General features: G+C 72.4%; 22 protein-coding genes. 17 read left to right on the top strand and 5 right to left on the bottom strand.

The genetic code is table 11. The annotated features are described in order from the left end of the window. The first annotated feature begins 33 nt into the window (after positions 1 to 33). The 5 genes from O7608_RS23490 (at position 34) to O7608_RS23510 (ending at position 4,273) form a co-directional block, all read left to right on the top strand. A complete protein-coding gene (locus O7608_RS23490) occupies positions 34 to 483 on the top strand; it encodes an SRPBCC family protein (protein WP_289206645.1) in 450 nt (149 codons plus the stop codon). Between the two features lie 38 nt (positions 484 to 521). Further along, positions 522 to 1,583 carry an SDR family oxidoreductase gene (locus O7608_RS23495; protein ID WP_289206646.1) on the top strand — a complete coding sequence of 354 codons (1,062 nt, stop codon included), beginning with the start codon at positions 522 to 524 and terminating at the stop codon, positions 1,581 to 1,583. Positions 1,584 to 1,807: 224 nt separating this feature from the next. Further along, on the top strand, positions 1,808 to 2,221 hold the full coding sequence (locus tag O7608_RS23500) for a hypothetical protein (protein WP_289206647.1): 414 nt from the start codon (positions 1,808 to 1,810) through the stop codon (positions 2,219 to 2,221). After that, positions 2,221 to 3,636 carry a hypothetical protein gene (locus tag O7608_RS23505; protein WP_289206648.1) on the top strand — a complete coding sequence of 472 codons (1,416 nt, stop codon included), beginning with the start codon at positions 2,221 to 2,223 and terminating at the stop codon, positions 3,634 to 3,636. The genes O7608_RS23500 and O7608_RS23505 overlap by 1 nt, the downstream gene beginning before the upstream one ends. Before the next feature lie 148 nt (positions 3,637 to 3,784). Further along, the gene (locus O7608_RS23510) at positions 3,785 to 4,273 is read left to right on the top strand and encodes a hypothetical protein (protein ID WP_289206649.1); all 489 of its coding nucleotides are present in this window, start codon (positions 3,785 to 3,787) and stop codon (positions 4,271 to 4,273) included. Between the two features lie 41 nt (positions 4,274 to 4,314). Here the strand turns inward: O7608_RS23510 and O7608_RS23515 are convergent, their stop codons facing one another. Beyond that, positions 4,315 to 5,919 (bottom strand): phytoene desaturase family protein, encoded by a 1,605-nt coding sequence (locus tag O7608_RS23515; protein WP_289206650.1) that lies wholly within the window; start codon positions 5,917 to 5,919, stop codon positions 4,315 to 4,317. A gap of 69 nt (positions 5,920 to 5,988) precedes the next feature. Here O7608_RS23515 and O7608_RS23520 point away from each other — a divergent pair, with 69 nt between their 5' ends. Beyond that, a complete protein-coding gene (locus tag O7608_RS23520; protein ID WP_289206651.1) occupies positions 5,989 to 7,431 on the top strand; it encodes an aldehyde dehydrogenase family protein in 1,443 nt (480 codons plus the stop codon). A 55-nt stretch (positions 7,432 to 7,486) separates the two neighbouring features. Here O7608_RS23520 and O7608_RS23525 read toward each other — a convergent pair whose 3' ends face one another. Continuing rightward, a complete protein-coding gene (locus O7608_RS23525; protein ID WP_289206652.1) occupies positions 7,487 to 7,885 on the bottom strand; it encodes a ChaB family protein in 399 nt (132 codons plus the stop codon). A gap of 112 nt (positions 7,886 to 7,997) precedes the next feature. On the opposite strand from O7608_RS23525, the gene O7608_RS23530 reads away from it, so the two are divergent. The 6 genes from O7608_RS23530 to O7608_RS23555 all read left to right on the top strand — a co-directional run bounded on the left by O7608_RS23530 (position 7,998) and on the right by O7608_RS23555 (position 11,085). Beyond that, positions 7,998 to 8,963 carry a YihY/virulence factor BrkB family protein gene (locus tag O7608_RS23530; protein WP_289206653.1) on the top strand — a complete coding sequence of 322 codons (966 nt, stop codon included), beginning with the start codon at positions 7,998 to 8,000 and terminating at the stop codon, positions 8,961 to 8,963. A 50-nt stretch (positions 8,964 to 9,013) separates the two neighbouring features. Next, positions 9,014 to 9,424, top strand: coding sequence for a DUF2795 domain-containing protein (locus O7608_RS23535; RefSeq protein WP_289206654.1), 411 nt, complete (start codon positions 9,014 to 9,016; stop codon positions 9,422 to 9,424). Between the two features lie 42 nt (positions 9,425 to 9,466). Beyond that, a complete protein-coding gene (locus O7608_RS23540; RefSeq protein ID WP_289206655.1) occupies positions 9,467 to 9,931 on the top strand; it encodes an SRPBCC family protein in 465 nt (154 codons plus the stop codon). 152 nt (positions 9,932 to 10,083) lie between these two features. Further along, a complete protein-coding gene (locus O7608_RS23545) occupies positions 10,084 to 10,326 on the top strand; it encodes a hypothetical protein (protein WP_289206656.1) in 243 nt (80 codons plus the stop codon). Between the two features lie 158 nt (positions 10,327 to 10,484). Then, on the top strand, positions 10,485 to 10,700 hold the full coding sequence (locus O7608_RS23550; protein ID WP_289206657.1) for a hypothetical protein: 216 nt from the start codon (positions 10,485 to 10,487) through the stop codon (positions 10,698 to 10,700). Positions 10,701 to 10,716: 16 nt separating this feature from the next. Next, complete coding sequence (locus tag O7608_RS23555) at positions 10,717 to 11,085, top strand: DUF6401 family natural product biosynthesis protein (protein WP_289206658.1); 369 nt, start codon at positions 10,717 to 10,719, stop codon at positions 11,083 to 11,085. A gap of 120 nt (positions 11,086 to 11,205) precedes the next feature. Here O7608_RS23555 and O7608_RS23560 read toward each other — a convergent pair whose 3' ends face one another. Continuing rightward, entirely contained in the window at positions 11,206 to 12,111 is a 906-nt protein-coding gene (locus O7608_RS23560) for a mechanosensitive ion channel family protein (protein ID WP_289206659.1), read from the bottom strand. Between the two features lie 141 nt (positions 12,112 to 12,252). Between O7608_RS23560 and O7608_RS23565 the strand changes: the two genes are divergently transcribed. The 5 genes from O7608_RS23565 (at position 12,253) to O7608_RS23585 (ending at position 18,040) form a co-directional block, all read left to right on the top strand. Then, the gene (locus tag O7608_RS23565; protein WP_289206660.1) at positions 12,253 to 14,415 is read left to right on the top strand and encodes an ATP-binding SpoIIE family protein phosphatase; all 2,163 of its coding nucleotides are present in this window, start codon (positions 12,253 to 12,255) and stop codon (positions 14,413 to 14,415) included. Between the two features lie 121 nt (positions 14,416 to 14,536). Beyond that, positions 14,537 to 15,319: a VOC family protein gene (locus tag O7608_RS23570; RefSeq protein WP_289206661.1), complete on the top strand. Its 783-nt coding sequence runs from the start codon at positions 14,537 to 14,539 to the stop codon at positions 15,317 to 15,319. Positions 15,320 to 15,485: 166 nt separating this feature from the next. Further along, the gene (locus O7608_RS23575) at positions 15,486 to 16,856 is read left to right on the top strand and encodes a glycoside hydrolase family 6 protein (RefSeq protein ID WP_289206662.1); all 1,371 of its coding nucleotides are present in this window, start codon (positions 15,486 to 15,488) and stop codon (positions 16,854 to 16,856) included. Between the two features lie 182 nt (positions 16,857 to 17,038). Continuing rightward, positions 17,039 to 17,635 carry a YflT domain-containing protein gene (locus O7608_RS23580; RefSeq protein ID WP_289206663.1) on the top strand — a complete coding sequence of 199 codons (597 nt, stop codon included), beginning with the start codon at positions 17,039 to 17,041 and terminating at the stop codon, positions 17,633 to 17,635. A 270-nt stretch (positions 17,636 to 17,905) separates the two neighbouring features. Then, positions 17,906 to 18,040 carry a hypothetical protein gene (locus O7608_RS23585; protein ID WP_282227855.1) on the top strand — a complete coding sequence of 45 codons (135 nt, stop codon included), beginning with the start codon at positions 17,906 to 17,908 and terminating at the stop codon, positions 18,038 to 18,040. Positions 18,041 to 18,055: 15 nt separating this feature from the next. On the opposite strand, the gene O7608_RS23590 is transcribed toward O7608_RS23585, so the two are convergent. After that, on the bottom strand, positions 18,056 to 19,045 hold the full coding sequence (locus O7608_RS23590; protein WP_289206664.1) for a pirin family protein: 990 nt from the start codon (positions 19,043 to 19,045) through the stop codon (positions 18,056 to 18,058). Beyond that, entirely contained in the window at positions 19,045 to 19,575 is a 531-nt protein-coding gene (locus tag O7608_RS23595; RefSeq protein WP_289206665.1) for a MarR family winged helix-turn-helix transcriptional regulator, read from the bottom strand. Before O7608_RS23595 ends, O7608_RS23590 begins: the two co-directional genes overlap by 1 nt. Positions 19,576 to 19,678 lie beyond the last annotated feature (103 nt).

A 19,678-nucleotide genomic window follows, 5' to 3' on the forward strand; every position in this document is an offset into this window, starting at 1 on the left:
TTAGCCGGCCGGAGGCCGGGTACCGGTGCCTTCGTGGCTGTCGTACAGCGGGTGATCCCCGCCCCGCCGGACCAGGTCTTCGCCGTGCTGGCCAACGGATGGACCTACAGCGACTGGGTGGTCGGCACCGTCCACATCCGCGACGTGGACGACCACTGGCCGCAGCCGGGGGCCGCCCTGCACCACACCGCCGGGCCGTGGCCGTTGTCGCTGTCGGACACCTCGACCGTGGTCTCCTGCGACCCACCGACCGAGTTGACGTTGCGGGCCGGACTGTGGCCGCTGGGCGAGGCGACGGTGGTGTTCCGGCTGGCGGGCACCGAGGGCAACGGCACGCGGGTGACGATCGCCGAGTCGTTCACCGCCGGCCCGTTGCACTGGGTACGGACGAAACTCGACGACCTCGTCCTGCACCACCGCAACCGCGAGACGCTGCGGCGGTTGTCGGACATCGCGACCCGCAAGGTCGCCGTGGAGACCTGACCCGCGTACGGCACCGACGGCACAGGAGGGTGGACGGGATGAGTCAGACCGTGATGATCACTGGGGCCAGCGCCGGCATCGGGCGGGCGACCGCCCAACGGTACGCCCGACGCGGTGCCCGGCTGGGACTGATCGCCCGGGGTGAGGCCGGCCTGGCCGCAGCGGCCGCCGAGTGCCGGGAGCTCGGGGCCGAGGCGGTCGCCACCTACCAGGTGGACGTCGCCGACGCGGCGGCCGTCGAGCGGGCCGGCGACGACCTGGCCCGGCGCAACGGCGGACTGGACGTGTGGATCAACAACGCGATGGTCTCGGTGTTCGCCCCGACCTGGGAGATCAGCGCCGACGAGTTCCGCCGGGTCACCGAGGTGAACTATCTCGGTACGGTGCACGGCACCCTGGCGGCGCTGCGGCAGATGCGCCCGGCCGGGATCGGCACGATCGTGCAGGTCGGCTCGGCGCTGGCCTACCGGGGTATCCCACTGCAGTCGGCCTACTGCGCCAGCAAGCACGCCATCCAGGGTTTCAACGACTCGCTGCGGGCCGAACTGCTCCAGGCCAGCCCGGAGATCAAACTGTCGATGGTGCAGCTGCCGGCGGTGAACACCCCACAGTTCTCCTGGGTGCGTACCCATCTGCCGAGGCACCCGCAGCCGGTGCCGCCGATCTTCCAGCCGGAGGTCGCCGCGCAGGCGATCTGCTGGGCGGCGGACAAGGGGCCCCGGGAGGTCAACGTCGGCGGGCCGACGCTGCGGGCCCGACTGGCCGACGTGCTGGCCCCCGGGCTGCTGGACCGGTTCCTGGCGCTGCGCCAGGTCGGCTTCGACTCGCAGCAGACCGCAGAGGTGATCGACCGGTCGTCCTGGCGGGACAACGTGGACGCACCGGCCGACGCCGACGTCGACCACGGCGCGCACGGGGTCTTCGACGACACGGCCCATCGGCGGTCGCTCGCGTTGTGGGCGGTGACCCACAAGCAGACCGCGACGGCACTGCTCGCCGCCGGGCTCGGTGTGGCCCAGGCACTGGTCCGCGCCGGTTCCGGCCGGGTACGCACGGCCGCGTCCGCTCCAGGTGGTCGGATGCGGGGCGCCCAGGCCTGACCCCGGACGATCCGCGCGGACCACTGCGGCCCGCCGACCGGGCCGGTGCCGCAGGGACCGGCAGCCGGATCGCCGGTACCAGCGGCGGGGTTGCGCCCGCGCCCGGACGACGGCGACGACACGGACGGAGGATGGAGCCGGCCCGACCAGCAGCGGCATGATCGGCGGAGATGACGATCATGGCGCGGCCCTGCTGTCGCGACCGCTGACAGCGGAGGCCAACGGTGACAACTGATTCGGACTGGGGCGGCTACCTGGCTGACGACTCCGCCGCCGCGACCGCCGAGCCGGTGGCGATGCCGGAGCAGGTCGTCGCGTCCGTCCAGACGCATCTGGACAAGGCGGCCGCAGACGAGGACTGGGCGGACTGGCACGGCGGCAACAGCGGCGACTGGGCCCGGTCCGCCGATGCGTACGTGCAGGACGCGGCCGACAGCGTGGCGGCCGGATTCGACGCCTCGGCGGAGGCGTCCCTGGCCGCCGCCGAACGCGGGTACACGCTGGCCGCCGACGAGGCCGCCAAGGCCGGCGACTACGCGGCGGCGGCGGACTACAACATCGACGCGGCGGCGGCGGAGGTGAGCCTGTACGACAGCACTGCCGCTACCTTCGACGCCGACGCGGGACTCGACAGCTGATGAGCTGGATCGACGTCGCCGAGGTACCGGGGGGCGCCGAAGCCGCAGCCGGGACCGCAGGTCGACTCGCAGCCGGAGCGCGGCGCAGCGTCGCCGTACCGTTGACCGCTGTGCGTCAGCACGTGCTGGCGGCGGTCCGGGAGCGGGGATTCACGCTGACCACCGAGCAGCTGACCGTCATCGAGGGTGCCCGGGGCTCGGCACTCGGGGCGGTCACGCTGCAGCCGGCGAAGATCCCGGTCGGGGTCTCGATCGGGCTGGAGTCGACCGACGACGGCGGCTGCGGGGTGACCGTGCGGATCGTCGACCGCTGGCCGGCCAAGGTGGGCCGCAACTGGGGGGCCACCGCCGCCTACCAGGACGTGTTCGCCGAGGTGCTGGCCGCCGTCGACGGCGTGCTGGCCCGGCTCGATCCGGCGGCCGCCAGCGGATTTCCACCCCGGTGGCGCCGCGTCGGCCCCGGTGACGTCGCGGTGATGCAGAACGCGGCCGGTTGGGCGGCACAGGCCGGCTCGGCGCTGTCGCGGCACACCAGCCGGCTGCTCGACGGGTCGGGCCCGAGATCCGGTACGCCGGTGAGCCGGACCGGTGCCGGAACGTTCACCTTCCTGGCGCCGGGGAAGGTCGCCGAGGTCCCCCCGCAACTCGCCGACGGCATGCTCACCGTCGGTACGCTGATCACCAGCCGGCCCGGCCAGATGCCGCCCCATCTGGTGGCTCAGATCCAGTCCCTGGTGTACCGGGTGGAGGAGTACGTCGCGGCGACGGCGGCCACCGCCGGTGACGGTGGGTCGTTCCGATTCACCGTCGACACCGCTGACGTACCGGTGGTGGTCTTCCTGCACCAGCAGGCCCAGCTCCGGGAGCTGCTCCCGGTGCGGACCCTGCAGGTCTGCACCACCTGCAGACTCGAGAAGATCGTGAACCCCGAGCTGGAGCGTCTTCAGGAGCGCAACCGGCGCACCCGGGACCTGGCGACCACCGTCAGTGCCGTGATCAGCCCGTTCGTCCTGGCCGGTCGGCTCGCGCAGAGCAAGGGGCCGGCGTTCGCCTGCCCACGGTGCCAGGGGTTGTCCGCTGAGGAGTCCGTGGTCACCTTCTGCCGGCGCTGTGGCGACCGTCGGGCGGAGACCGCGTTGCGTACCTGCGGCAAGTGCGCCTTCGACTTCCGTTCGTTGCTGCCCGGCGGAGCGCTGTGGACCGACGCACGGGCCGAGCCCTCGGCGGCGCCGGTGCCGCCGTCTCCGCACGCTGACACCCCGGCCGCTCCAGCAGTCGTGGCGGCCCCCCTGCCACCGGACGCTGATGATGCCGCTCTGGCGCCCCGGCCACCGCAACCCGGCACCGCGGCTAGCCGGCCGGAGCCGGCGGCCGCCCCGGCTGAGGAGTCCTGGCCGCGTCCGCCGGGCTCGTAGGCCACGGGGCGGGCCGTCGTCGCGCGCCTCGATCCGACATCGCCGGCCGGGTTCGCCGATCCGGCGACACACCGAGACGTCGGTTACTCTAGGTAACATATCGCGCACACAAACACCACTGCGCGGGCCGACGACAACAGGGGGTGCGATGTCCTACTACCTGGCACCGTCGCTGCAGGTGCTCCGTATCGAGATCGACGCCCGCTGGCCGGACCGGGACCGCAGGTCCGACGGTTGGATCGGCGACGCGTCGCACGCGAGCCGGACCTCGGACCACAATCCGAACATCCGGGGCACCGTGAACGCGATCGACGTCGACCGCGACGGCGTCGACGTGGCCACACTGCTCGCCGCGTTCGAGGCCCATCCGGCCGCCCAGTACTGGATTTTCGAACGGCAGATCGCCAACCGCAGTACCGACTGGTCCCGCCGAATCTACAGTGGAAGCAACCCGCACACCGGCCATGTCCACCTGTCGATCAGGCAGAACGCCGCCGCTGAGCAGGACACCACGGGTTGGGGGCTGTGGCCGGTCCCGGTGCCGACGGTGCCGCCGCCGGCCGCCGTGCCCCCGGCCGACCCGGTCCCGGCACCCCGGCCACCCGCCCACCGCCGGCCCCGCATGGTCATCGACTGACGCCACCCGGAAGCACAGCCGTCAGCCACCCGGCACAGACATCAGCGGTACACCGCCCGCTGGGCGGTCGAGACGAGCGCGCCGTACAGGCCGCCGGTCAGCGCGCGGTCGCGGGCCAGCGCCGCCCGGGCGGCGTTCGCCCCCGGCGCGCCGTGCACCCCACCGCCCGGATGCGCCGACGCCGAGGCGAGAAAGAGCCGGTCCACCGGCGTGTCCGCCCGGCCCAGGCCGGGCACCGGCCGGAAGAACAACTGCTGGTACGCCGCCGAGGTGCCGCCACCGACCGCTCCCCCGACCAGGCTCGGATTGGCCTGCTGCAGGTCGGCCGGGCCGGCCACGTGTCGGGCCCGCACCAGCGCACCGAACCCGGGTGCGTGGCGTTCCAGCAGCGCTTCCATCCGGGCGACGTGGTCGAGGACCTCCTCGGGTCGCCACTGTGGTCGGTGCGGCAGATGCGTGTAGGCCCACAACGATTCGGTGCCCGTCGGCGACCGGGTCGGATCCGCCGTCGTCAGCTGGCCGAGCAGCAGGAACGGATCCGCTGGCACCTCGTCGCAGGCGAGCGCGGCGGCGTACTTCGTCAGGCCGTCGAGATCGGCGCCGAGGTGGACCGTGCCGGCCCCGGCGACCGCCGGGTTGCGCCACGGCAACGGACCCGACAGCGCCCAGTCCACCTTCACCGTCGCCCCGTCCCAGCGGAACCGGCTCAGGTCGTCCACCAGGCGGGGCGGCAACCACGCGGCACCCACCAGGTCGAGAAAGAACGCCGGAGCCGGTACGTCGGCCAGCACCGCCCGCCGGGCACGCCAGCGCCGGCCGTCGACCGTGTGCACCCCGGCTGCCCGGCTACGGGCGATCAGCACCCGATCGGCGGCCGCACCGGTGACCACCCGACCGCCGCGCGCGCCCAGCCGGGCGACCAGCGCGTCGGTGATACGTTGCGCCCCGCCCACCGGCACCGGCCAACCGACCTCCTGGCCGAGCATGGCCAGCAGCCAGCCGTACACCCCGGAGGCGACGTCGTCCGGCGACAGGTCGGTGTGCAGGGCACAGCCGGCGAGCAGCGCCGGCCCGCCCGCACCGTCGAACAGTTCCCGACCGAGGTGGCGTACCGGCAGCAGCAGTTGCCGAGCGAGCCGCACCGCCCCGGCGACCCGCAGCCGCCGCAGCATCGCCGCACCGCCCCGCACCGGCGGGAACGGGGTGAACAGCGCGTCGATCAGCGGCGCCGACAGCGACCGCCACTGCGCGTACGCCGACAGCCAGCGTTCGCCGTCGCCGGCGGCGAACGCCTCCAGCGACTCGGCGGTACGCCGTGCGTCGAGGTTGACCACCGCCGCCCGGTCGTCGGGCAGCAGGTGGGCGAAGACGTCAGGGGCATGCCGCCACCGCAGCCCGAACTCGGCCAACCGCAGCTCGCGCAGCACCGGGGAGGCGAACCCGAGCGGGTAGAACGAGCTGTACAGGTCGCTGAGGTAGCCAGGCGCGGTGACCTGCGCGGACCGGACGGCCCCGCCGGCGGCGTCGGTCGCCTCCAGCACCAGCACGTCCCAGCCGGCGTCGGCGAGCAGGTTGGCGGCGACCAGTCCGTTGTGTCCGGCGCCGATGACGACCGCGTCCGCTGTCTGCACACCCGAGCTTGTCATCGTCGCCTGGCTACCCCGGCTGGTGGGGGCCAAACGTTTGCCGACGCGGACAACGGGAACCGTCCCGGGATGTACGACGTGGAGCAGTTCATCGACGGCATCTGGGGACGGTTCGGCGACGGCGCGGAGCTGGTGGTCGAGGATCCGTCCGAGGGCGGACCGGTCAGCCGCAGCCCGATCGCCACCGCCGCGGACGTGCAGACGGCGGTCAAGTCGGCGCGGGAGGCGGCACCGACGTGGGCCGCCACTCCCGCGGCGCAGCGGGCGGAAGCGCTGCACCGCGTCGCCGACGCCCTCGCCGGTGCCGCCGACCGGGTCGCCGAGGCGCAGAGCGCGGAGATGGGCAAGCCGCTGGCCGGGGCCCGGGCCGGCATCGCGGCCGGGGTGGCGACCCTGCGCCAGTACGCCGAGTTGGGCCCGGTGCACCGGGGGCGGGCGCTGGCCGGCGACCCGGCAGCGATGGACCTGATGGCGTACGTACCGCGCGGTGTGGTGGCGGTGCTGACCCCGTGGAACGACCCGATCGCGGTCGCCTGCGGGCTGCTCGGCGCCGCGCTGGTCACCGGCAACACGGTGGTGCACAAGCCGAGCGAGCGCTGCCCCGCGACCGGCGCCCTGCTCGGCCGGTTGGTCGCCGACGAGCTGCCGGACGGGGTCTTCGCGCTGCTCACCGGGGACGGCACGGTCGGTGCCCGGATCGCCGGCTCGGACGGGGTGGACCTGGTCGCCCACGTCGGTTCCACCGCGAGCGGCCGGGAGATCGCCCAGGCCGGTGCCCGTACCGGGGCGAAGGTTCTGCGGGAGAACGGTGGCAACGACGCGTTGATCGTCGACGAGGGCGTCGACCCCCGGTGGGCGGCGCAACAGGCGGCGCTCGGCGCGCTGGCAAACTCGGGCCAGGTGTGTGTCAGCGTCGAACGGATCTACGTGCACAGCGCGGTGGCGGAGCCGTTCGTGGCGGCGCTGGCCGAACACTGCGCCGGAATGCGGCTCGGACCGGCCCGCGACCCGTACACCGAACTGGGCCCGCTGGTCGACCGCCGGCACCGCGACCAGGTGCACGCGCAGGTGTCGGCGGCTCTCGCGGCCGGGGCGACGGCCCGCTGCGGGGGCCACCTGCCGGAGGGGCCCGGCGCCTACTACCCGCCGACGGTGCTGACCGGCTGCACAGACGACATGGCTGTCATGCGGGAGGAGACGTTCGGTCCGGTGGCGCCGGTGATGACCGTGGGTTCGTTCGACGAGGCCCTGTCCCGGGCGGCGTGTTCGGCGTACGGTCTGTCGGCGACCGTGCTCACCCGGTCGATGAGCCACGCGCAGCGGGCCTGGCGGGAACTGCCGGTCGGCACCGTGAAGGTCAACTCGGTCTTCGGCGGCGCGCCCGGTGGGGCCGCGCATCCCCGACGCGGCAGCGGCGAAGGGTTCGGCTACGGGCCGGAGCTGCTGGACGAGATGACCGTGATGAAGGTGCTGCACCTGACCGGCCCCGACGGCCCGGACGGGCGCTGGTGAGCTCCGTACGCCCGGACGGGCCGCCGACGCACCGGTGCCGGCCGACGGACCGCGACTACTCGCGGGCCCGGGCCGTCTCGCGGCGGTTCGCCTTGCCGATCGCGGTGACCAGCTGGTCCTTGGTCATCGACGAGCGGCCCTTGACGTCGAGCCGGCGGGCCACCTCCATCAGGTGGTCCTTGGACGCCCGGGCGTCGACACCACCGGCACCCGCCGCCGGCCGGTCCTGGTAGCCCCGGGCGGCCTGCTCGTCGCTGGGGCCCTTCTTCTCCTTGGGCTCCCAGTGGTCGCCGACCTTCTCGAAGGAGTGCTTGAGCGACGCGAAGGCGGTGCGGTGCGACCGCTCCCCTTCGCCGTAGGTCTCGACCGCCGCGTCGTGTGTCTTGGACCAGGTGTCCTGCGCCTTGCGCGACGAACGGCGCAGCGTGCTGGGAAGTTCCTCACGAGCTGGCATGATCGCCTCCTCGACTCTCGGGGTCGGGTCACCTGACACTGTGCCCGCCCCGGGATCCGGCAAACCCGGACCACCGGTTTGCCGGTGGACACCGAGGGTAACGAGGCAGGGTATGAAATCCACCGCCGACACCGTCGAGACCGACCCCCGACGCCCGGTGCGGCTCCGCGAGCTGACCCCCGCCACCTGGCGGACGGTCCTCGTCGGCAGCGGTCGCAAGTTCATGGCCGACAACTGTCTGGACTGGGCCGCCGCACTGACCTACTACGGGGTGCTCGCGCTGTTTCCGTCCCTGATCGTCGTCGTCGCGCTGGTCGGGCTGGTCTCCGACGGCGAGCGGACCGTGGGCACCGTGGTCGACCTGGCCGACGATGTCGGTGCCGGTGCCGTGGTCGGCAACGAAGGGTTCGTCACCGTCGTCGACGAGGTGGTGAACCAGCAGAGTTCGGCCGGGGTGCTGCTCAGTTTCGGCCTGCTGGCGGCCCTGTGGTCGGCATCGGGCTACGTCCGGGCGTTCACCCGGGCGGCCAACGCGATCTACGGCGTGTCCGAGGGTCGGCCGTTCTACCGGTTGCAGCCGCAGCAGCTCGGGCTGACCGCCGCCGGGCTGGTGCTGGTCGCGCTGGTCGCCACGATGCTGATCGTCAGTGGGCCGGTCGCCGACGCCGTCGGTGACCTGCTCGGCCTGGGTCAGGCCCCGCGAACCGCGTGGAACCTGGTCAAATGGCCGGTGCTGGTCGCCATCATGGTCGGGCTGCTGACCCTGCTGTTCTGGGTGGCCCCCAACGTCCGACAGCCGAAATTCCGGTGGCTGGCGGTCGGCGGTGCGGTGACGCTGCTGCTGTGGGCGGTCGCCTCGGCCGGCTTCGGCACCTACGTGGCGTACTTCGGCTCGTACGACGTCACCTACGGCAGCCTCGGCGCGGTGATCGCGTTCCTGGTCTGGCTCTACCTGGCCAACCTGGCCGTGATGCTCGGGGTCGAGATCAACGCGGGGGTGCAGCGCGGCCGGGCCGTCCAGGCCGGCAACCCTGATCCGGCCGATCCGGTACTGCCACCGCGGACCCCGGCCGACTGACCGACCCACGCCGGTGTTTGAGGCCGGCACTGCCGGGTAGTCGAACAGCTATGGAACGCGGCAACAGCAAGCACAGCCCCCGGGTGGACGACAGCATGGCGCACGACATCCGGGGGACCACGCAGGGCACCGCCGGCGGCCGGGCGCAGGAGTGGCACGAAGCGGAGCCCCCGGGTGAGGACCAGCCGGAGCCGACCACCGTGCCGGCCGGCGACAACCGGTCCGGCACCCCGCAGGGCATGTCCAGCGAGGACGTGGAGCAGCGCAGCCGACTCGGCCGCTACATCAACCTTTCGGCGCTGCCCGGCGACCGGAGCGCCCTGCGGCGCAGCGCCGAGGGTAACGAGGCGCCCGCCGACGTACTCGACGAAATCGACCAGCTGCCGGCGGGCCGCACGTTCCAGACGGTGTCCGAGGTGTGGGCCGCGCTCGGCCACGCCAACGAATCGACCCGCTGGTGACCGCGCCGCCCGCGGCCCGGCGGAACTGAGGAGGAACATCAGATGGGTGCAGTGACGGAGTACGTCGATGTCGCGGTGCCGGTGCGCACCGTGTACAACCAGTGGACCCAGTTCGAGGAGTTCCCGCACTTCATGGAGGGTGTCGACCAGGTCACCCAGGTGTCGGACACGATGACCCACTGGACCACCGAGATCGCCGGGGTGACCCGCGAGTTCGACGCGAAGATCACCGAGCAGATCCCTGACGAGCGGGTCGCCTGGACCGCCACCGGCGGGGTCAAGCAGGCAGGTGTGATCACCTTCCACCGGCTCGACGACCACCACACCAGGGTGACCGCGCAGATGGAGTTCGACCCGGAAGGGCTGGCCGAGCAGGCCGGCGACAAGCTCGGCATCGTCGACCGCCGGGTCAAGGGCGATCTGAAGCGCTTCAAGGAGTTCATCGAGAACCGTCAGGGCGTCGAGACCGGAGCCTGGCGCGGCGAGGTGCCCCGGCCCCAACCGTGACGTCCGGCCGGAGCCCCGACCCACAGCTGGGCAGCCCGGCGATCGACCTGTGCACGACGGCGCGGACCCGGACCGGGTCCGCGCCGTCGTGCGTGCCCGGCCGGCGCGCCTCGGGGCGTTTGCCGGCCCGGGTTGCGGGTAACCCGGCGGACATGACTGATCCAGTGGACGGTGTCTGGCGTGACGAACAGCGGCTGCCCCTGCGCGACCTGGAACGCGCGGTGGCCGCGCCGGCGGCCGACGGGGAGGTCGACGACGTGACCGGCAGCGACGCCGGGGCCGAGGAGGAGTTCGGGCACGGCCCGGAGGCCGCCGAGGGCGGTACGCAGCGGCACGCCACCGACCCCGACCGGGCGTACCGACCGTCGACCACCGGCCGGACCGGACCGAACTGACCCGGGACGGGCTCCCGCTGCCCGGTGCGACGCTGCCTGCCCGGGCAGCCCACTCGCCCGGCCGGATTGTCCGCTAGCTCCGACATGGGGCGGATCGGCCACTGATCCTCGACCGATCGGCTGACGGCGGTCCGGCTCCGCCGCGCAAGACTTTCTGGATGCGTCCCGCCCCTGGCTTCCTCACCACGCGTCAACGGCGCTGGGCCTGGCTCGGTTTCGTGCTGGCCGCGCTGCAGGCTCCGGTCTCGGCCTATCTGCTCCCCGATGACTCCTGGCTGTTCAGCGTCTGCGTGGCGCTGATGGTGGCCACGGTGATCATCGCCGACGACGCGGCACGACGCCGCCCCGCCACGGCCGACCGCCGGGCCGAGTAGCAGACCGCCGCCAGCTGTGACGACACCGTACGGCAGCCCCGTCCCGAGCCTGCGTGCCGCGCCGGCGGCCCGGCGCTCGGCACGCAGCACGCTGCAGGATCTGCACGCCGCACTCGGCGATCACGGTCTGCGCGCCGCCGCCGGCTCCCCCGGCCTGCTGGCCGAGCTGGACCAGCACGGGGCGGGGGTGCGGGACCGGCTCTGGGCGGACCTGCGGCCACTGCACCCGGTGACCCTGGCCCGGTACGCGCAGGGCGTGCGCGACGCCGCCGTCGAGTCCGGCTGGCACCCGCCGGTCGGACCAACGACGGACTGGAGCCGCGCCGACTGGGTGACGCTGCGGCTGGTGGCCGTCTGCCAGCTCGCCGCCAGCTGCCACCGCTGACCCAGCTGTTGCCGACCCCGACCGGGCGACGGATACCGACGCCCGGTCGGGGGCCTGTCACCGGCGGGGCGACGCCCGTCCCGTGACAAGCCCCCGGAAAATCATCGGCGGGCGACGCGGTCAGCCGGTGCTGCCGCCCGGCCGGGTCGTCCCGCCGGGCGGGTTGGTCATCCCACCTGGTTGACCGGCGCCGGGGCCGGTCATGCCCCGACCGCTGGCCGCCTCCCGGCCACCGGACATCGCCGGTGCCTGCTGGCCCTGCGGGATCACCTGGGTCGGCTCGTTCATCCGCTGACCCACGTCCTCCCGCCCCGCCTGGTACGCCTGGTGGCTGTCCCGGATCGCCTGGGACTCGTGGGCCACCTTGGTCAGCCAGTCCTCCCACCGTTGCTGCATGGGACGGACCAGACCGCCACCGACGCCGACGATCAGGATGCCGGCGATGGTGGCCAGGACCGCGATCAGCACCGGTGTGGTGACGGTGGTGGCGATCCCGACCTGGTTGAGCGCCGCGATGACACCGAGCGCGATGATGAACACCGACGCTGCGGTCGCCAGCACCCGCCCGTAGGAGAGCCCGCCGAGTGCGCCGGACACCAGGTCACGTACCGCCGTCGCGATGGCCGCCGCGACGACCACGATCACGATGGCGACGAACGCCCGGGGCAGCCACGCCACGACGGCGCTGATCAGGTCGCTGATCGGGTTCGGTCCCCAGACGCCGAAAGCAAACTGCAGGGTGAACAGCAGCACCGCGTAGTACGCCAGTCTGGCCAGGATGTCGCTGGCGTCGTACCGGGTGCGTTCCAGCGCCCGACCGATACCGCCACGTTCCACGGCCTTGTCGAACCCGACGCGTTCGAGCGCCTTGTCGACACCCTTCAGGACGGCCCGCGCGATCAACCATCCGACCACGAGAATCGCGATGAACGCGATGGCCCGGGGCACGAAAAGTATCACGGACCGCCACATGTCAGTCAGCGCATTCCCAATATCGACCTGCGCCGACGCGTACGTTGAGGACATCCGGTCCTCCCTTCCGCCTCGTCTGTCGATGCGTCGCCTCGCTGTCGTTCGGACGCGCTGCATCGCCTACCGCCGGCCCGCATACCCACCCTGCGGCGGTCCACGCCCCCCACCGGTCACCGCCCGGATAGGCTGCCCCCCATGGCAGGCAGCACCGGGCGTACCCGCGACACCCCCACCGGCGTACCTGCTGCCCGTTCCGCCGTCGCCGCCGGAGCGTCGGCGCCGGTGGCCCCGCCGCCGGACGGCCCGAACCTGGTGCAACGACACGACTGGGCGCAGACGGCGCTGGGGCCCGTCGACGGCTGGGACCCGGCGGTACGGGCCACCGTCGATCTGCTGCTGGCCTCCCCCGTGCCGATGGCGCTGGTGTACGGCGACGACTTCCTGATGATCTACAACGACGCGTACGCCGACCTGCTCGGCGACAAGCACCCGCACGCGTTCGGCCAGCCCGCCGCCGAGGTCTTCGCCGATTCGTGGCACCAGCCGGGGGTCGGTGACGTGGTCGAACGGGTCTACCGCACCGGGGAGCCGTTCCTCGAGTCGGAGACCGTGGCGCCGTTCGTCGCGGACATCGACGGTGCCGGCGGCACGACCGCGTACACCCGGGGTTACTCGGCGGTGCGCGACAGCCACGGGACGATCATCGGGATGCTCTCGGTCGCCACCGAGACCGGCGCGATCACCCACCGGCTGCAGAGCCTGAGTGAGCTGACGGCGGCGCTGGCCGGCACCCTCACCCTCGACGACGTGGCCCGGGTCGCCCTGCGCTACGGTCTCGCCTCGTTCGACATCGACCAGGTGGCGATCGGCATCGACGACGGCGGCGGGTGGCGGGTGGTCCGTCGGGTCCGTGGTGAGCTGCTCGACGAGGCCGACGAACGGCTGCCGCCGGTCTGGCGGCGGTTGCCACGCGACGCCGCGACGCCGCTGGCGGCCGTCGGCACCACCGGTGTCCCCCGCTTCACCAGCGACGGTCGGCCACTGGCCCGGTACGCCATCGACCGCCACGACGAGCGGGTGGCGGCGCTCGCGGCGCTGCCGTTGCGGGCGGGTTCGCTGCGCGGCGGGATCACATTCGGCTACCGGGAGCCGCACCAGTGGCCGCCGGCCGAGCGGGCGCTGCTGGCGGCGGTCGCCGAACTGGTCACCCAGGCGGCGGAGCGGGCGCGCCGGTTCGAGACCCAGCACGGTACAGCGCAACTGCTGCAACGCAGCATGTTGCCGGAACAGTTGCCGGATCTGCCCCGCTTCCGGCTCGCCGCCCGCTACGACCCGGGCGTGGACGGCAACTCGGCCGGCGGCGACTTCTACGACGCGTTCCTGCTGCCCGACGGCGGGCTGGCCGTCGTGCTCGGCGACGTGGCCGGGCACGACGTACGGGCGGCGGCGTTGATGGGCCAGGTCCGGGCGGCGCTGCGCGGGCTGGCGTTGACCGATCCGGCGCCGGCCGCCGTGTTGACGGGACTGGACCGGCTGGTGCACAGCCTGGGCGCGGAGAGCCGCAACGAGGAGCTCTTCGTCACCGTGCTGTACGGCGTACTCGATCCGTCGGCCGGGCGGTTGACGCTGGCCAGCGCTGGTCATCCGGCGCCGCTGATCCGCCGTCCCGGCACCCCGGCGGCACGGGCCGAGTTCGCCGAGGTGCCGCCCGGCGTACCGCTCGGGCTGGCCGGGCCGCGCGAGCCGGTGGACGTGGTGCTGCGTCCGGGAGACACCCTGCTGATGTTCAGCGACGGGGTGGTGGAGCGCCGGGGTCACGATCTGGGTGCCGGCATGTCGGCGCTGGCGGCGGCGATCGCCGCGACCGGCACCAGCGATCCGCGCAACCTGTGCGCGGTGGCGAGTGGAGCGGTGGCCGGAACCACCGACGACGACGTGGCGGTGCTCGCGGTGGAGCACGCCGCGGCACCGAGTCGGTCGGCAGGGCTGTTGGTGCCGGCCGAGCCGATCGCGCCGAGCCGGGTCCGGCACTGGCTGGCCGACCAGTTGGCACAGTGGCGGGTGCCGGAGTCGGTCATCGGCCCGGCGGTGCTGTGCGCCAGCGAGTTGACCACGAACGCGCTGCTGCACGCCGGGACCGAGGCGCGGGTGGAGATCGACCTGAGCCAGGAGCGACTGTTGGTGTCGGTCGCGGACAGTGGCACCCGGGGTACGGTCAGCCGGGCCCGGACGGACACGCTGAGCAGTCGCGGGCGGGGGCTCGGACTCATCGAGCAGTTGAGCGACACCTGGGGCACTGACCCGTCGGTTCGTGGTTCGACGGTCTGGTTCGAGATCATGCTTCCGGTCGACACGTAACCCTGATCTTCACCGAACGTGACATCAATTCGGCCGTTCAGCCGACCCGCGTCCGGCGTTTCCTCGGCGTAGAGTAACTGGTCACGCCAAACGGGATAAATGACGCGAAGAGGAACACACGGTGCGAATCAGAGGTTACCCTGCGGGCACCCCTTGCTGGTCCGAGCTACGCACCAGCGACCCCGAGGGTTCGATCGAGTTCTACCGCGAGCTGTTCGGCTGGAAGCCCGCCGACCATCCCGCCTCGGGCTCGGTCGACTTCCACCTGCGGGACCTGGCCGCCGCCGGCCTCGTCGCCGCGCCCGCTGCGGCGCCGTCGGCCTGGGTGACCTACCTCGCCACCGACGACCTCGACGCGACGGTCGTCGCCGCGACGCAGGCCGGCGCGGCGACGCTCACGCCGGCGACCCGGTACGCCCAGCGGGGTGCCGCCGCACTGGTCGCCGACCCGCAGGGCGCGGTGTTCGGACTGTGGCAGCGCGACCCCTTCCCCGGCGCACAGGTCAGCGGCGAACCCGGCGCGGCCTGCTGGAACGAGCTCGCCACCCGCGACGTCAGCGGAGCCGGCAGCTTCTACGGGAGCCTCTTCGGCTGGACGGCCCGCGCGAGCAGCTACAGCGATTCCGCCAGTTACCAGGAGTGGTGGGTGGGCACCACCCGCGAGGTGGCCGGGTTGATCGACATGACCGTGTCGTACCCGCCCCAGGTGCCGGCCCACTGGCGAACCACGTTCGAGGTGGACGACTGCGCGTCGGCGGTCACGCGGTGCGAGGCCCTCGGCGGTCAGGTGACGTTCGGCCCGTACGTCGCCGGTGCGGGCACGTACGCGCAGTTGACGGACCCGGCGGGTGCGGCGTTCGGGGTCATCGCCCTGCTTCCGCAGTTCCGTACGCCGTTGGACTGACCACGGCAGCCGGCCCACCATCGATATATCATCATATAGAAGTTTCTGGACATCTACGTCACGGGCTCTTCACATATCGGCAACACGCCCGTACGGTAGTCGATATCCATGGGAGCGCTTCCAGTTAGTGCTTTCAATATATCGTCCCTACCCGGAGGGAGTGCCCATGCGCAGGAGATCTGCGCTCACCGCAGTTGGCGCCGCCGCCGTCCTGGCGTTCTCGGTCGCCACCGCGGTCGGTGTCGGGCTGCTGCAGCCCACGGCCGCCCAGGCCGCCGATTCCGTCTTCTACGTCGACCCGGACACTTCCGCCGCCCGCTGGGTGGCGGCGAACCCCGGTGACTACCGGGCGAACGTGATCCGCGATCGGATCGCCTCGGTCCCCCAGGGCCGCTGGTTCACCCAGTACAACCCCAACGAGGTCCGCAACCAGGTCAGCTCCTACGTCGGTGCCGCCGCGGCCGCCGGCAAGATCCCGATCATGGTGGTCTACAACATCCCGAACCGCGACTGCAGCAACCACAGCAGCGGGGGTGCCCCCAACCACACCGCGTACCGGCAGTGGGTCGACCAGGTCGCCGCCGGCCTCGGCAACCGCCCCGCGTACATCGTGCTGGAGCCCGACGTGCTCGCCCTGATGGGCACCTGCATGAGCGCGGGCGAACAGGCCGAGGTCCGGGCGTCGATGGCGTACGCCGGCAAGGCGCTCAAGGCCGGTTCGTCGCAGGCCCGGGTCTACTTCGACGCCGGGCACTCGGCGTGGCACTCGCCCTCGGCGATGGCCAGCATGCTGACCGGCGCCGACGTGGCCAACAGCGCCCACGGCATCTCCAGCAACGTGTCGAACTACCGCAGCACCAGCGAGGCAGTCAACTACGTCAAGGCGGTCATCAACGCCACCGGCGCCAACCACCTCACCGCGGTGATCGACACCAGCCGCAACGGCAACGGCCCGCTCGGCTCCGAGTGGTGCGACCCGGCCGGCCGCGCGATCGGCACCGCCAGCACCACCAACACCGGCGACAGCAAGATCGACGCCTTCCTCTGGGTGAAGCTGCCGGGCGAGGCCGACGGCTGCATCGCCGCCGCCGGGCAGTTCGTGCCGCAGCGGGCGTACGACCTGGCCATCGCCGCCGGCCCGACCACCGCGCCGCCGCCCACGACCGCGCCGCCGACCACGGCACCACCGACCACGGCACCACCCACCACCGCACCGCCGGCGGGTGGATGTGCCGTCAGCTACACCACCAACCAGTGGGGTGGCGGCTTCACCCGGGAGATCCGGATCACCAACCAGGGCACCTCGCTCAGCAACTGGACGCTGGCCTTCACCGCCGGTTCCAACGTCAGCCTGAGCAACGGCTGGAACGGCACCTGGAGCCAGTCCGGCAGCCAGATCACCGTCCGCAACGCCGCCTGGAACGGCTCGCTGGCGTCCGGATCCACCGTCAGCATCGGTTTCCAGGGCACCTACAGCGGCAGCACCCTGCCGCCGCTGTCCAGCTTCACCCTCAACGGCGCCGCCTGTAGCGGGTAGCGCCGGGTCCGTCCCGTGCCTACCGCCCCTGGCGCGGGCGGACCGAGGTCCGGCCGATTCCGGACCTACGTTTCGGCCCCTCCCCGTCGACGGGGAGGGGCCGAAATCGTGCCACGTCCGTCGCGGCCGGTAGGTTATCCGTCCCCTTCCCGGGGCACTAACTGCGGGAAGGGAGGCCATCCATGACCAGATCCACGATCCGTACGGACGCCTCGACGCCCGGCACCTTCGGGGACACGGCCAACTTCCCGGCGGGCGTGCCTGCCGGGCCCGTCGCCTACCCCACCACGCCAGGTGCCGCACCGCAGCCCGGTGATCAGGACCGGTCCACGGTCACGATCGCCAACCATCCGGACTACGCCGCCGCTCAGCGGACCGTCGACCAGCTCTCGGACAGCAAGTTCCCGGTCGAACGGACCGCGATCATCGGCACCAACCTGCGACTGGTCGAGGACGTCACCGGCCGGCTGACCGTCGGGCGGGCCGCCGCCGCCGGCGCGGGTACCGGTGCCTGGTTCGGTCTGTTCATCGGTCTGCTCATCGGCATCTTCGCCGTGGTCAACTGGCTCGGCATCATCGTGACCGCGCTGGTCATCGGTGCCGTCTGGGGGGCCATCTTCGGCGCCGTCGCGCACGCGATGACCGGCGGCCGCCGGGACTTCTCCTCGCGCAGTCTGCTCCAGGCCAGCCAGTACGGCGTGACGGTGGACGCCGAGTTCGCCGAGCAGGCGCGTCAGGCGCTGGCAGACCGGGCCGGAGCCGGCCGCGCCGGGAGGTAGGCGCACCGGTCGATCGATGCGAGCGACCAACGGACCGGGCGGCGTGGCCGCCCGGTCCGTGCTGTGTCCGTGCTGGGCTCGGTACCGGTGCCCGGGCCGGTCCATCGGGCAGAACTCACCGACATCCTCGGCCGATCCGGGTGTCCGCCGCAGCGGGGCGGGTACATGAGCCTGCGGCGACACCCGTAGGTGGCACAGGTTCGGGATTCACGGACGCGGCCGGCTGCCTACCGTCATTGTCAGGCCAGGACAGCACGCTGAGGAGGCACGATGAGCACTGAGATCGTCACCCCGGATCCCCAGCAGTCGTACACCGGCGACACCGTCGCCAGCGAACAGGGCCTGCTGGTGGCGGTCCTGGTAATGGTGGTACTCGGCGTCCTCGGGGTCTTCCTCGTGTCGTGAGGGCCGGTCCCGGCGTCACAGCGGCGGCTGCTGGCCGCCGCTGTGTGGTGTCCGGGCCGCCGGTACGACGCCGAGCCGGCCGGCCTGGTAGTCCTCGAACGCGGTGACCAGCTCCGCCCGGGTGTTCATCACGAACGGCCCGTACTGGGCGATCGGCTCACGGATCGGCTCACCGCCCATCACGTACACGTCGAGCTGCGGCGTCCGGCTGTCCTGCCGGGCGTCGGCGGTGATCCGCAACGTGTCCCCGGGCCCGTGCACCGCCAGCTGCCCGGTGCGCACCGAATGCGGCGCGGTGCCGACCGTTCCCCGGCCGCCGAGCACGTACACCAGGGCGTTGAAGTCCGGCCGCCACGGCAGGTCGACCTGTGCACCGGGCTGTACGGTGAGGTGGGCGATGCTGATCGGGGTGTGGGTGGAACCCGGGCCGCGGTGTCCGGCGACGTCGCCGGCGATCACCCGGATGAGCGCGCCGCCGTCGCCGGTGGTGAGCAGACCGACCTCACGGCCCCGGATGTCCTGGTAGCGCGGCGGTGCGAACTTCTTCACCCGGGGCAGGTTCACCCACAGCTGCAGGCCGTGGAACAGCCCGCCGCTGACGACCAGGTGCTCCGGCGGTGCCTCGATGTGCAGCAGCCCGGAACCGGCGGTCATCCACTGGGTGTCCCCGTCGGTGATGGTGCCGCCCCCGCCGTGTGAGTCCTGGTGGTCGAAGATCCCGTCGATGATGTACGTGACGGTCTCGAAGCCGCGGTGCGGGTGCCAGGCGGTCCCCTTGGGTTCGCCGGGGGCGTACTCCACCTCTCCCATCTGGTCGAGGTGCAGGAACGGGTCGAGCTCGGTCATCGGTACCCCGGCGAAGGCCCGACGGACGGGGAAGCCTTCGCCCTCGAAACCGCTCGGGGCGGTGGAGACCCGGCGCACCGGCCGGATCGTCCCGGCCGCCGGATCGAACTGCGGCAGGCGGGGCAGAACGAGTACGTCGTCGACGGTGATCGCGGGCATCAGGTCCTCTTTCGGGCTGGTGTGGTGCTGACGATGGATGTCACCTCGGCGCCGCAGTCGGGTCCGCTGGCGCCGGCCGACGGTCCGCCGAGGCGGGCATCGAGCGCGCCGAACACCTGACCCAGCTGGGCGATGTCGGCGTCGTCGAGGTGGTCGAGGAAGACCCGGCGGACGGCGGCGAGGTGCACGGGCGCGGCCACCCGTAGCTGGTTCAGGCCCTCGGCGGTGAGCACCGCGTGGCTGCCGCGTCGGTCCTGCGGGCAGCTCTGCCGCTCGACCAGGCCCCGCCGTTGCATGGTGGCGACCTGGTAGGTCAACCGGCTCGGGGAGAAGACCAGCCGGCTGGCCAGTTCGCCCATCCGCAGGCGCCGCCCAGGGGCCTCGGAGAGCAGCAGCAGGACGTGGTAGTCGGCCAGGCTGAGCCCGCAGTGTTCGCGCAACTCGTCACCGAGCAGGGTGAGCAGCCGCTGGCTGGACTCGATGTAGGCCCGCCAGGCGGCGAGGCGCTGCGCGTCGCGCTGGTCGTCCATGACACCCAGACTAGCGCTTATTTCAAATTTCAACTAATGCCCGTACGGTGACCCACGTCGCGTCACGGTTGGTGGCAGCGTGGCGGATGGGTATGAACGAGTC

The organism is Solwaraspora sp. WMMA2056 (assembly GCF_030345095.1).
Lineage (GTDB): Bacteria > Actinomycetota > Actinomycetes > Mycobacteriales > Micromonosporaceae > Micromonospora_E.

Bases quoted from the DNA above. Each gene is read 5' to 3' on its own strand.
- O7608_RS23565 (WP_289206660.1), top strand. From the start codon at position 12,253: ATGGCAGGCAGCACCGGGCGTACCCGCGACACCCCCACCGGCGTACCT.
- O7608_RS23575 (WP_289206662.1), top strand. From the start codon at position 15,486: ATGCGCAGGAGATCTGCGCTCACCGCAGTTGGCGCCGCCGCCGTCCTG.
- O7608_RS23545 (WP_289206656.1), top strand. From the start codon at position 10,084: ATGACTGATCCAGTGGACGGTGTCTGGCGTGACGAACAGCGGCTGCCC.
- O7608_RS23505 (WP_289206648.1), top strand. From the start codon at position 2,221: ATGAGCTGGATCGACGTCGCCGAGGTACCGGGGGGCGCCGAAGCCGCA.
- O7608_RS23535 (WP_289206654.1), top strand. From the start codon at position 9,014: ATGGAACGCGGCAACAGCAAGCACAGCCCCCGGGTGGACGACAGCATG.
- O7608_RS23585 (WP_282227855.1), top strand. From the start codon at position 17,906: ATGAGCACTGAGATCGTCACCCCGGATCCCCAGCAGTCGTACACCGGC.
- O7608_RS23495 (WP_289206646.1), top strand. From the start codon at position 522: ATGAGTCAGACCGTGATGATCACTGGGGCCAGCGCCGGCATCGGGCGG.
- O7608_RS23580 (WP_289206663.1), top strand. From the start codon at position 17,039: ATGACCAGATCCACGATCCGTACGGACGCCTCGACGCCCGGCACCTTC.
- O7608_RS23530 (WP_289206653.1), top strand. From the start codon at position 7,998: ATGAAATCCACCGCCGACACCGTCGAGACCGACCCCCGACGCCCGGTG.
- O7608_RS23550 (WP_289206657.1), top strand. From the start codon at position 10,485: ATGCGTCCCGCCCCTGGCTTCCTCACCACGCGTCAACGGCGCTGGGCC.
- O7608_RS23590 (WP_289206664.1), bottom strand. From the start codon at position 19,045: ATGCCCGCGATCACCGTCGACGACGTACTCGTTCTGCCCCGCCTGCCG.
- O7608_RS23525 (WP_289206652.1), bottom strand. From the start codon at position 7,885: ATGCCAGCTCGTGAGGAACTTCCCAGCACGCTGCGCCGTTCGTCGCGC.
- O7608_RS23560 (WP_289206659.1), bottom strand. From the start codon at position 12,111: ATGTCCTCAACGTACGCGTCGGCGCAGGTCGATATTGGGAATGCGCTG.
- O7608_RS23595 (WP_289206665.1), bottom strand. From the start codon at position 19,575: ATGGACGACCAGCGCGACGCGCAGCGCCTCGCCGCCTGGCGGGCCTAC.
- O7608_RS23510 (WP_289206649.1), top strand. From the start codon at position 3,785: ATGTCCTACTACCTGGCACCGTCGCTGCAGGTGCTCCGTATCGAGATC.
- O7608_RS23515 (WP_289206650.1), bottom strand. From the start codon at position 5,919: ATGACAAGCTCGGGTGTGCAGACAGCGGACGCGGTCGTCATCGGCGCC.
- O7608_RS23520 (WP_289206651.1), top strand. From the start codon at position 5,989: ATGTACGACGTGGAGCAGTTCATCGACGGCATCTGGGGACGGTTCGGC.
- O7608_RS23540 (WP_289206655.1), top strand. From the start codon at position 9,467: ATGGGTGCAGTGACGGAGTACGTCGATGTCGCGGTGCCGGTGCGCACC.